Source organism: Larkinella knui (assembly GCF_003858645.1).
Classification (GTDB): domain Bacteria; phylum Bacteroidota; class Bacteroidia; order Cytophagales; family Spirosomataceae; genus Larkinella; species Larkinella knui.
In genome coordinates this window covers 1732937-1745043 of the sequence record NZ_RQJP01000001.1, presented here as the reverse complement: position 1 = coordinate 1745043, position 12107 = coordinate 1732937, and the positions used below count along the sequence as shown (strand labels likewise).

Genomic DNA, 12107 nt, shown 5'->3' with positions numbered 1-12107 from the left:
AAGGAAGATACATACCGTCGACTGGGAATGACAGATTTATTGAGTATTCGGCGGATAGCCCAACGAGCCACCGCGTCCTTCAGGGTAACGGTGCCGGTGCGTCCGCAAAATGCTTGTATTTCCCCAGAAGCCGCCCGATCAGATAGGTGATCGGAATGATCACTTTTTTGACAAACGTCGGAATGTCGGCCATGTCGTATTCACTGGCATAGCGGGTCATCAGGTAGGCTGCATCGAAGGCTTCGGGCTTCTCCGAACCCGATTTGTTCTGGGCGGCATAGATGGCCGACAGAAAATAGACAATCGTATTGGCGGGCTGGACCCACCCCCGGCAGATCAGGGGAGTCTGTCCGGCATTCCAGAATTTGTGCGGAATTCCGCGGTTAAACCGGACGCTTTCACCCGCCTGGGCGTAGTGCGCTTCCTGTCCCAATACCTGATACCCCATTTTGCCGGACACCACCGTCAGTTCTTCGTCTTGCCGGAAATGGGTGTGCATGGGTGGTCCTGAGTTTGGACTTACCTGGTTCTCTACCAGTACTTTATCGCCCTCGGGGCTGGTTTCAACGGAGAGAAAAGTGAGCGTTTCGCCCAGGCAGTTCTGAATCGTGTGAGGATAAACAATCGTCATTTTTTTGTAAGTTTTTTCCAAACTTAGTATGTTTAGGACATTGTCCAAATTTCAAAATGACCAAAGAGGAAAAAATCGTCGGTAAAGCGTTAGAAATGTTCAATGAACGGGGAATTGAGTACGTTGGCCTGCGGGAACTGGCGGCTACGCTGGGCATCCGGGTTGGCAACATCACCTATTATTTTCCGACCAAAGACGACCTGGTAAACCGGCTGGCCCAGGACCTTTCGGCCTTGAACGAACGAACCATGGGAGAGGAAAACCGCAGCCTGTTTTCGTTTCTGAACCAGTATCGCCATGTCTTTGAGAATCACGTTCAATACCGGTGTCTGTTGCTGAGTTTTGTGCACCTGATGGAGCAGAACAAGGTGATTTCGGCGCGGTACAAAGAGACGGAAAAAAAGCGGTATTCGACCATCGTGGCCAATCTGTCGTCGCTGCAAGCCTTTGGGTATCTGGTTCCGGAAGCCGATACGGATTTTCTGGTATCGGTTGTCACGCTGGCGGCCCGGTTCTGGATTTCCGAAGCCGCCCTGTCGTTTCGTCACCTGAGTCCGCCGGAACAGATCACGCAATACATCACGTTGCTGGCTAAATTATTTATACCGTATGCGACGGAGAAAGGGAAGGACGATATTCAGCGGTTTCTGGCGAGTTTATAAGGAATCGTTTACTCAATTGTCCCCCAACCGTCGTCGGCCGTAAAGGCGCACCTTACCTTTTTCGTCTCGCGTCTATCAAATTCAAGATTAAAATCTCCTCTTTTCACGTAATTCGCCCGTACTGATTCCCGGCTGCTTGTTGGCATTTTCTAATGAATTTTCCAGTTGAGCTACAAAATCAGGATGGTTACTATCAAAATGAATTTCCCGGCTGTTGAAGAAAAAATCAATGGTAGCCGACAAGTCTTCTATGTCGTTTTCGTCATTCAACAAATCGATCTGACGATGCATTTGTTCTTTTAATTCAGTTACAGACATATCGCTTTCATTTTTCTTCTCCGAAAATAAGCAAAATTATGGAATAGGCATTGACCGTAGTTGAATTAAAACCGCTCAATCGTCCCTCTTCCCGCATCCAGCCGCAACACCTTGGTGACACATGTTGGAATCTCCTCGGCGTAGTGCGAAACATACAGCAACGTTCGTTCGTCCGACTGACACAGCTCATCCACCAGATCCCGAAAACGGGCGATGTGGGCCGGATCGAGGTTTTGACAGGGTTCGTCGAGCACGAGCAGGGGCGGATTTTTGGCCAGAGCCCGGGCCAGCAGCACCCAGCGTTGTTCGCCCGTCGAGAGTTGGGAAAGCCGCTTGTCGCGGAGGTACTGAATGCGCAGTAAATCCAGCATGAACTCAATTTGTTCGGTTTGTTCGGGCGTCATTTTTCGAAACAAACCCGCCGTGTCGAACAAGCCCGAAGCCACCACTTTCCAGACGGGTTGCTCGCGGGGAAAGTAAAGATGGAGTTCCGGCGACACGAAACCGATGTTGCGTTTGATGTCCCAAATGCTCTCGCCGGTGCCCCGTTTTCGATCAAAGAGCTCATAATCATTGCGGTAACTTTGCGGATTGTCCGCCGTGATCAAACTCAGCAGCGTGGATTTTCCCGAACCGTTGGGGCCCAGAACGGCCCATTTCTCGCCCCGGCGCACCGCCCAGTTGATCGATTCCAGCACCACTTTCTCACCGTAACTCACCGAAACATCGCGCATTCGGACGGCGAACGTGAACGGCAGGGCGGAGGTGTTCAGCCAGCGGGGCAGCAGAACCGGGTCGGTCAGGGTTTCGGGGGCGGATTCGGGCACGGACGGCATTTCGGCTTTCAGTCCCTGCCAGCTGATTTGCCCCGCATTCAATTCAACCACGTGCGTGATGCAATCCGGAATTTCACGGGGCGTCGTCACCAGCACCAGCGTCGTTCCTTCGGCCGCAATGCGGTTCAGAATACCGTGCAGCCGCTCCCGGCTGCGAACGTCCAGACCGCCGAACGGATTGTCGAGCAGCAGGATTTTGGGTCGGCGCAAAAGCGAGCGCGCCAGCAGCGTCCGGCGGGTTTCGCCGTTGGAAAGGGAAGTGAGGTGGCGATCCAGCAGGTGGGTAATGTGCACCCAGTCAGCTACTTCGGCAAGCCAGTGTTCCGGGAAAGCCGGGGGCGGCAACGAAACCGACTGCTCGTTGACGGTTCCCGTGGGCTTGATGCGGTGTTGCAAAACCTCCCAGACCGTCGGCGATTCTTCGGCCGAATCGGCGTTGAACCGTTGCTGGTAATACCGGGCCGACGAAGCTACCTGCCGGTCGAACTGGTAATCATTGGCGACCTCCTCGACCACCTCCCGCAAGACGCCAGCCGGGTGCGAATAGGTTCCGGTTGCGACCGGCAGACGACCCGCCAGCGCATCCAGAAATGAGCTTTTGCCCGAACTCGTTGGCCCCAGAATCGCCCAGTGTTCTCCGGCGTTTAACGTCCAGTCGAGGGTTTGTAAAACCGGGCCCGCGGGCCGGCGAACGGTGACATTATGCAAAGAAAGCAGGGGAATTGCAGCCATTTCCGGTCAGGTTTCAAACCTCAAACTTAACAAGACCGGCCCAATAAGTGGCTTTACACGTTAAAATTTATGGTTTACGATACCCGGTTTTGGCGTCAGCACCTTCACCGGATACCGTACACCGAAACCCCCGGTTAGCCTTCTACTTTTCGGGGCGAACGGAGTTGTTTTACGTTGGTGGTTGCCGAATTTTTCCGGCGGGGCGCTCTTTTCGCGGGTGCCCTGAGTTGGGCACCCCGGGTCAGTGAAACCGCAGCTGGCAGGGCCGACAGCAAAACCTCATCGAACCGACGCGCCATATCGGCGATGGTCTGGGCCTTGTCTGAACCGTTGATGATGGCGCGGGCTTTTTCGTATTCGGGTGCCACGTTGTCCTTGATAAACTGGTCGAGCCGTTTGCCGGTAAACCAGCCTTCTTTCATGCCCTGAACGGCAATTCGATACGCCAGCTCCGGGTTTTTCGCCAGCGGGGGATCGGAAATCAGGTCGACGTTGAGGAAACTTCCGGCGCGTTTGTAATTATTCCGACCCGTTAACTGCACATAGCCGCGACCCTTGAAACGCGCGCCGTCGCCGGGCTGCGTGTTGCCCAGCACCTTTCCAACCGCCGTGCCCGGGCCATACAACCGGTTGAAACGCTCCTCGGTGCCAAATTCGTCGATCGGTGCCATCGTGTGGGCGGTTTCCCATTTGAAGGTTGCCAGACAATAAGCCAGTTGCCGGCGGTCTTTTTCGGAGTCGCCAAAGCGGTCATCCTGCTCGATCTGGTCAATCAGAAAATCCAGCGCATCGACCAGCGGCTGGGTCAGTTTTCCGAAACGGTTGCGGTACGTCTCGAAGAATTTCTTTCGGTTGAAGGATTGCATGGTTCGGGAGAATTTGGGAAGAAAGGTCCGTTTTAAACCATACTAAATTGCTGTATTTTAGGCAGAGAACAGCCTAGTTTTTATTTAACGGCAACGGGGTAAAAGCTAATCCCTAATCCCGCAACAAGTTCAACAAATCATTCCGGTTCAGCGATTTCAAAATGGATGTATCGGTTTTGACCAGGTGATCGGCCCGTTCTTTTTTGGCTTCCTGAAGCTCCAGAATCTTTTCCTCGATCGTATCGGGACAGATCAGCCGAACAGCGACTACGTTTTTTTTCTGCCCAATGCGGTAACTCCGGTCGATGGCCTGGTTTTCGACCGCCGGATTCCACCACGGATCGACCAGATAGACGTAGTCGGCCTGGGTTAAATTCAGGCCCGTTCCGCCCGCTTTCAGGCTGATTAAAAAGACCCGAACGGTTTCGTCGGTTTGAAACCGGTTGACGCGGTCGGCCCGGTTGGTGGTTTGGCCGGTCAGGTATTCGAACCCGATTTGTCTGATTTCCAGCTGTTTCCTGATTAGATCGAGCATGGAAACGAATTGTGAAAAAACCAGGATCTTGTGCTGCGGAGATTTGGTGTCAATCTGCTCCATCAGTACGTCGATCTTGGCCGACGCGTCGCCGTAATCTTCCTCATCGTTGAGCAGGACGGCGGAGTTGCAAATCTGCCGCAGTTTGGTGAGGCCCTGCAACACGTGCAGGCGTTCCCGCGGAATGTCGCCTTCCTTCGTCGTCAGCAGAAAATGGCGGAATTCCCGTTCGTAGGCGTCGTATACCTTCCGCTGCTGCGGCCCCATTTCACAATGGAGAATCATCTCGGTTTTGTCCGGTAACTCCTTGGCTACCTGCGCTTTGGTCCGGCGCAGAATAAATGGATTGATTTTCTGCTGGAGTTCGCGGGCCCGTTTCCGGTCATCGAATTTGTCGATGGGTGTCGAATAATGCGCTTTGAAATAATGAAAATTGCCCAACAAACCCGGACAGGCAAACGAAAGCTGGCCAAACAGATCGAACGTGTGGTTTTCGATGGGCGTGCCGGTCAGCACCAGTTTATTGCGCGATTGCAACAACCGCACGGCCTGATACCGGAGTGATTCCGGATTTTTGATGGCCTGCGATTCATCCAGAATGATGTAATTAAACGAATGGTCTTTTAGCGATCGGATGTCGGAGACGAGCGTGCCGTAGGACGTCAGAATCAGATCGTACTGGTCGAAATCCTGCTTTTTGAGCGTGCGGTTCGTGCCGTAAAAGGTGTAGATCCGGAGCGTTGGGGCAAATTTTTCCACTTCGGCCTGCCAGTTGAACAAAAGGGAAGTCGGCACAACGACCAGGTTGGCAAGCCGGCGGTTTTTGGCCTTTTGAACCAGCAGAAAGGCAATAATCTGGAGCGTCTTTCCGAGCCCCATGTCGTCGGCCAGGCAGCCGCCAAAGCCCATTTCGTCCAGAAAATTCAACCAGTTCAGCCCTTCTTTCTGGTAATCCCGCAGCGACGCCTGTAGCTCACCGGGGACGGGGACGGGTTGAATGGATTGAAAATCAGCAAACTGGGTGGCAAGCGAAGTTAGCTGGTTCAAAACCCCGCTGCTGAGCTGGCCATCGTCGTACACCTGCCGCAAATCCGAAAAGCTGATCCGGGGTGTTCGAATCCGTTCATCCACCACTTCACCCGCCTGAAAATAGGCCGAAAACCGCTCGAGCCATTCGCTGGGCAACACGCCCTGCGTCCCGTCGTCGAGTTGCACAAACCGACTCTTGTTTTTTACGGCTTTGTGGAGGTTTTTCAGGGAGGCTTTTTGCTTGCCGTAGGAAACGCCCAGTTCGGTTTCGAACCAGTTCAAACCGCTGTTGACCACCACCGAAACCTTGGCTTTGTTCGGATTGAGCCGGTTATTTTTCAGGGTATTAAAACCCAGAATCCGGATGTTCTGGCTGTTCCAGGCGTCGAAAGTGTCCAAAAACCAGCTTTCATCCAGGAAGTGTTTTTTGTGCAGGTAAAAATAGCTTTGTTCCAATTGCTCCTGAAAATGAGCGTGTTGATTGGCAACGGCCATCGTAAACTGAATCTCCGCCGTTTCGTCGCGCTCCACCGTGAACGGTTTGCCCTTGCTGTCAACCGAATAAATCTGTTTTTTAGATAAAACGGGAACCTCAACGGTTCCATACTTCATCACCGGCGTCAGAATGACATACTCTTCGGAATCGGCCAGGTAAATGATCCGTTCGCGCTCCTGATCGAACCCGTTCTCGGCGAGCTGAGCGGACGTTGCGGGTTGTAAATACGAATAGGTGATCCGAATCTGGCTTTCGAGTCTGGACAAAACCGCTTCCCGAAACTCGGTGTACTTCGACTGGTGAATGTTAATTCTGCTGCCTTTCTTGCCAAAAAACTCGATAACCCGCAGATAATCAGGATTATCGATTAAATACAAGGTGTCGTTGAGCAGAATGAAATAGTCGTATTTGAGAACGAGGGTATGCAACTCCTGCGTGGCGCCATCGACCGTCAGCGTTCCCCGGATTTCATAAAACGGATCGATTTGACGAACGGCTAAACGGAGGTCGGCCCGCAACGTTTGCACCTTCACCGGAATGAGCGAGTGGGAGGAAATGTTTTCCGAAACCCGGCTATCGTGGTAATAAAACGACAGCTTCGTGGGATTGCCGGCCACCAGCCGCAAGCCTTCCAGATCCGTCCCCGTTTTTTTGGTGCGGTGCTGGTTCTGAAATTTGGCCAGAGCCGAATAGAATTTCAGTTCATTCAGTTGCTCGATCCGGCTGATCAATTCAAGCGGCTGAACCGATGTCAGCGGATTCTTTACTTTCCCTTCCCGGGTGGTCGAAGCCTCAAAAAGCTCCAGACAGAACTGATCGGAATAGCGGGGTTTCGTAAAAACGATAATTCGTTTCACATTCGGGGTCTGCTCGTCCGAAACCGGTTCGTGACGGGCTGATCCGGGCAATAAATTCGCGATCAGTGATTCTTTGTCTGCTGCCGAAAACCGCAGGAGTTCCGGGCTTTTGGGCGTGATGGTGAAGGATTTGCTCTGATACTCAACCTGAAAAAAAGAATCCAGCTGCCGCTCATTTTCTAAGCCATACGCTTTGGCTACCGTTTTGATGGCTTCATAACGCAGCCCCTGGTCAAAAAAGATCCGGAATTCTTTTCGTCTGATAATGCTCGATAAAACCTGAACCTGATGCTCGCATAACCGGTCTTTGGGGGCCTGGCACGCGCAGGAAATACGGAGGGATTCGTCCGATTGGTGGACGGTGACCAGTGGAAAATGAATCTCCCGGGACGTGTTGGAAAAGGTGCCTTGGTCGACGGTGAGGTCGATGGCCTGAATGTCGGTATAACTGCCCGTTGAAAAGGCGGATGCTGAGCTGTGTTTCAACAAGATTCCATCAGTCAGGGTCGAAATGGTAACCATTTCCAGACAATAGGCTTGGTCAGCAGAACGGTTCAGCATGAACTACGGGTGGAGGTTGGTTTGAGTAATCCCCTGCAAGTTACGCCATAACCCGCGCTTGCCACAAAATAATGCAAAACCCGTCGGGTTGTCTTGGAGCGTTGCAAAACTTTGATCAATTCCTTCTATTTTTGAATTCTGCTTTGCCTCGATCCTAAACCTGTATGACGCCAATGACCACCCGATTTCGAGTTTTTGCAACGGTTTTATCTGCCACGGTGAGTTTGGCCGTCGATGCGCAAATACCGGTGAAGCGGTTTGAACCCGTTCGCTTTTCGCAGGTTGATATTACCGATCGTTTCTGGCGTCCGAAGCTCGATAAAGTCGCTACGGCCACCTTGCAGGCCTGTATTTTTCAGACGGAAGAAAAGACGGGCCGCATCCGGAATTTTGAGAAAGTGAAACGCGGCCAGCACGAGAAACACGAAGGAATTTATTACGACGACAGCGATGTATACAAAGCCCTGGAAGCCATTGCCTATTCGTTGAAAAACCGCCCCGACGCCGAACTTGAAAAGAAAGCCGACGAGTGGATCGATAAGATTGCCGCGGCCCAACAGCCTGACGGTTACCTGAATACGTATTATACGCTGGTTGGCCTGGACCAGCGCTGGACCGACATGGAGAAGCACGAAGACTACTGCGCCGGTCACCTCATCGAAGCCGCCGTGGCGTATTACAATACCACCGGAAAACGGAAATTGCTGGACGTCGCCATCCGGTTTGCCGACCACATCGACGCAACATTCCGGCAACCCAATCGCCACTGGGTCAGCGGCCACCAGGAAATTGAACTGGCGCTGATGAAGCTGTATCACCAGACTAAAAACGACCGGTATTTGAAGCTGGCCGACTGGTTTCTCGATCAGCGCGGGCGGGGCTTCGGAGTTGGCAAGATCTGGGATCAGTGGAAAACACCGGCCTATTGTCAGGATGACCTGCCGGTGAAAGCCCAGAAGGAAATTACCGGACACGCAGTGCGGGCCATGTACCTGTATACCGGGGCGGCAGATGTGGCGGCAACGACCAACGACGCGGGCTATATGAATGCCATGAAAACCGTTTGGGAAGACGTCGTCTACCGGAATATGTACATCACGGGCGGCATCGGTTCGTCGGGCAAGAACGAAGGGTTTTCGCTGGATTACGATCTGCCCAACGAAACCGCCTATTGCGAAACCTGCGCGTCGGTCGGGATGGTTTTCTGGAATCAGCGGATGAACCTGCTGACGGGCGAAGCCAAATACATCGACGTGCTGGAACGAAGTCTCTACAACGGCGCACTGGATGGGCTGAGCCTGTCCGGCGACCGGTTTTTTTACGGCAACCCATTGGCTTCCACCGGAAATACCGCCCGCAGCGAGTGGTTCGGAACGGCCTGCTGTCCGTCGAACATTGCCCGGCTGGTGGCGTCGCTGGGCGATTACATTTATGGCAAAAATGATTCGGGTCTTTGGGTCAATCTCTACATTGGCAGCAATACGACGCTGAAAATCGGTAAAAGCGACGTTCCGGTTCAGTTGGAAACGAATTATCCCTGGGAAGGGAATGTGAAATTGATGCTGAATCCGGCAAAAAAAACGCCATTTGCCGTGAATCTGCGGATACCGGGTTGGGTGAGTAACGTGCCGGTGCCGGGCGATTTGTACCGGTTTTCGGACGACAGCAAGGGCCAGATTTCGGTTCAATTGAACGGGAAGCCCGTCGAATACCGCGAGCAAAACGGCTATGTGGTCGTCAATCGCACCTGGAAGAAAGGCGACATACTTGAACTGAATCTGCCGATGGACGTGAAGCGGGTGGTGGCTAAAAATGAACTGGTGGCGGCCAACGACCGCGTGGCCATCCAACGCGGCCCGTTGGTGTATTGCGTGGAGGGTGCCGACAACAATGGGCAGGCCTGGAACCTGCTGGTGCCTGCTCAAACGACGTTTACCACCAAGCCCTATCAGGTTAGTACCGAGCCGGTTGTGGCCATCCAGGCCAATGTTCCGGTGGTTGGCCCTTCGGCGGATGGATCGAGTGTGGTGACGGAAATGAAGAACATCACGGCTATTCCGTATTACGTCTGGGCCAATCGGGGCAAAAGTCCGATGCAGGTCTGGTTGCCAACCAAAGCAAAACAAGTGAAATTAACGGACTAACCGGTTTCGGGTCAAAATCCCATAACGTTTGCCAAAGTTGTTGTTGTAACGAAATGCCCCTGGCAGGGGCATTTCATAGAACCGGGTTGCCCTCCATAGCGTGTAGTGCGGTGTAGCTCCGGAGGAGCGTCCTGTTCATAGAAATTCCATCGCCCAAAATTGCAGCTAGCTCCGGAGGAGCGCTCTGTTCATAGAAAATCGGCCGTTCACCATTAATTATAGCTCTGTGTCGCTCCGGAGGAGCGTCCTGTTAATAGAAAATGGGCCGTCCAGCATTGATTATAGCTCCGGAGGAGCGTCCTTAATGCGTTTTAAACCACTCCTCCGGAGCTAGCTGTAATTTTGGACTGCTGGGGTGCTATTAACAGACCGCTCCTCCGGAGCTACAACAGGAATTTCCAGACGCCGATTTACTAGTAACAGGACGCTCCTCCAGAGCTAGCTACCATTTTGGGCGATGGAATTTCTATGAACAGGACGCTCCTCCGGAGCGACACAGCGCTATAATCAATATTAGCGACCAGGTTGCTATGAACAGGACGCTCCTCCGGAGCTGACCGCTTTTCTGTTCTACTCATTTAAAATTCTTCCTCGATCACTTCTTTACTGATCGCCACGGCGGCTTTAAGGCCATTCGTGGCGGCTACCGAAACCTGGCGCATCATCGTATGGGTATCACCGGCTGCAAAAACACCTTTTACGCTGGTTCGGCCAAATCCATCAACGGTTACAAATCCCATTTCATCCAACTGACAGCCTACTTGTTCGGCCAGATCCGACGCCTGACGCAGGGGTTGGCGGGCATACATCGCCTGGAGTGGAACAACCGAATGATCGGCAAACTGTACGGAAATTAACTGCCCGTTCTGGTGTTGCAAGGCGGTTAAGGGCGTTTCAACGATCGGGATGGCGTGCTTTTGCAGCGTAGCGGTTTGTTCAGGAGTCAGAGTGGACGGGCCATTGGTGAACAACGTCATGCCGGGATTCCAGTGGTGAATCATTCGGGTCAATTCAAAACCCGCATCACCATTCGCCAGAACGCCAACCGTCTGATCTTTCACTTCGTAACCGTGGCAGAAAGGGCAGTGCAGAACGGAGATTCCCCAGCATTCGGCAAAACCGGGCAGGTCGGGCATGACATCGGTTAAGCCGGTAGCGAGCAAAAGCCGCCGGGCTGTAAATTCTTCGTCGGCATCGGTTTTGATCAGAAAGGACGACCCCGATTGCCGGGCCGTCGTGGCCGTTGCTTCCCGGATCGTAACCGTAGGATAGGCAAGGGCTTGCTGTCTGGCAATTCGCGTCAGTTCGGCGGGTGTTTCACCGTCACGGGTCAGAAAACTGTGGGAGTGGGGCGTCTGGCGATTGGCGGGTTGGCCGTTGTCCAAGACCAGAACCGTGCAGAGTGCCCGGCCCAAAACCAGGGCCGCACTCAGACCGGCATAACTGCCACCGATGATAATGACGTCGTATTCATTCGTTTCTACTTCCATTTTCCAGGCTTGTTTACCAGCGTATCGTTCGTGCAAAAGTACAGGTTATTTTTTAAATGCAACAACGTTGCAAAAATAAATCTGATTTGATCTTTTGATGAGGTATTTCGAACCCGAAACTTGAATGGCAAACCGCAAAGCGTATTTAAAATCGGTATTTTTTTAAGTTATTGGGGCCAAATTTGAAGTTCAAAAACTATTATACGGAGTCAGTACCATGATTACTACCATTATTTTTGATTTGGGAGCGGTTTTGATCGATTGGAACCCGCATTATCTCTATGAGAGAATTTTTGAGCGGGAGGAAGAAAGGCACCATTTTCTCGAAACCATTTGCACCCCCGCCTGGAATGAAGAGCAGGATGGGGGACGCACCCTGCAGGATGCTACGCAGGTCTTAATTGCTCAATTTCCGGAACACGAAGAAAACATCCGGGTCTATTATGACCGCTGGCCGGAAATGCTTCGGGGCGAAATACCGGGTACGGTGGCGTTGCTGAAGACGATGAAAGAAAGCGGAAACTATAAAATTTATGCCCTGACCAACTGGTCGTCCGAAACATTTCCGATTGCCCTGGAGCGTTTCGAATTTCTTTCCTGGTTTGACGGAATCGTGGTTTCCGGGGCTGAAAAAGACCGAAAACCGTTTGCGTCCTTTTACCAGACACTGTTGAACCGGTATGCTGTTAATCCGGAGGAAGCTTTGTTTATCGACGACAATTTGCGTAACGTAAAAGCCGCCGAAGAACTGGGCATTCATGCTATTCATTTTATTAATTCTGAACAATTAAAACAGCAGTTGATCGAATACGGAATTGCCGTTTAAGACGCTTAGGCAACGGTTGCCTACCTACCAGTCGGCTGGAAGAATAAGGTACCCTTCCTACAAACATTCGATGCCGTGAGGCATCTTGACAATGCTCATGGATACCATAATTCATGGTAGTATT

Annotated in this window: 9 protein-coding genes; 3 read left to right on the top strand and 6 right to left on the bottom strand. The window is 52.3% G+C overall.

Annotated elements, in window-relative coordinates; all coding sequences use genetic code 11:
- Window positions 1–79: 79 nt before the first annotated feature.
- Window positions 80–631, bottom strand: a complete 552-nt coding sequence (locus tag EHT87_RS07095; RefSeq protein ID WP_124905220.1) for a cupin domain-containing protein — start codon at window positions 629–631, stop codon at window positions 80–82.
- A gap of 56 nt (window positions 632–687) precedes the next feature.
- Between EHT87_RS07095 and EHT87_RS07090 the strand changes: the two genes are divergently transcribed.
- Window positions 688–1293, top strand: a complete 606-nt coding sequence (locus EHT87_RS07090) for a TetR/AcrR family transcriptional regulator (RefSeq protein WP_124905218.1) — start codon at window positions 688–690, stop codon at window positions 1291–1293.
- An 87-nt stretch (window positions 1294–1380) separates the two neighbouring features.
- Here the strand turns inward: EHT87_RS07090 and EHT87_RS07085 are convergent, their stop codons facing one another.
- The 4 genes from EHT87_RS07085 to EHT87_RS07070 all read right to left on the bottom strand — a co-directional run bounded on the left by EHT87_RS07085 (window position 1381) and on the right by EHT87_RS07070 (window position 7523).
- On the bottom strand, window positions 1381–1611 hold the full coding sequence (locus EHT87_RS07085) for a hypothetical protein (RefSeq protein ID WP_124905216.1): 231 nt from the start codon (window positions 1609–1611) through the stop codon (window positions 1381–1383).
- A gap of 65 nt (window positions 1612–1676) precedes the next feature.
- Complete coding sequence (locus EHT87_RS07080) at window positions 1677–3179, bottom strand: ATP-binding cassette domain-containing protein (RefSeq protein WP_124905214.1); 1503 nt, start codon at window positions 3177–3179, stop codon at window positions 1677–1679.
- A 134-nt stretch (window positions 3180–3313) separates the two neighbouring features.
- Entirely contained in the window at window positions 3314–4045 is a 732-nt protein-coding gene (locus EHT87_RS07075; RefSeq protein WP_124905212.1) for a glycoside hydrolase family 19 protein, read from the bottom strand.
- A 112-nt stretch (window positions 4046–4157) separates the two neighbouring features.
- Entirely contained in the window at window positions 4158–7523 is a 3366-nt protein-coding gene (locus EHT87_RS07070) for a DEAD/DEAH box helicase (RefSeq protein ID WP_124905210.1), read from the bottom strand.
- Between the two features lie 173 nt (window positions 7524–7696).
- Between EHT87_RS07070 and EHT87_RS07065 the strand changes: the two genes are divergently transcribed.
- Complete coding sequence (locus tag EHT87_RS07065; protein WP_124905208.1) at window positions 7697–9667, top strand: glycoside hydrolase family 127 protein; 1971 nt, start codon at window positions 7697–7699, stop codon at window positions 9665–9667.
- 578 nt (window positions 9668–10245) lie between these two features.
- Here the strand turns inward: EHT87_RS07065 and EHT87_RS07060 are convergent.
- Window positions 10246–11157: an NAD(P)/FAD-dependent oxidoreductase gene (locus EHT87_RS07060; protein WP_124905206.1), complete on the bottom strand. Its 912-nt coding sequence runs from the start codon at window positions 11155–11157 to the stop codon at window positions 10246–10248.
- Between the two features lie 217 nt (window positions 11158–11374).
- Here EHT87_RS07060 and EHT87_RS07055 point away from each other — a divergent pair, with 217 nt between their 5' ends.
- Window positions 11375–11983 (top strand): HAD family hydrolase, encoded by a 609-nt coding sequence (locus EHT87_RS07055; RefSeq protein ID WP_124905204.1) that lies wholly within the window; start codon window positions 11375–11377, stop codon window positions 11981–11983.
- The last annotated feature ends 124 nt before the right edge of the window (window positions 11984–12107 follow it).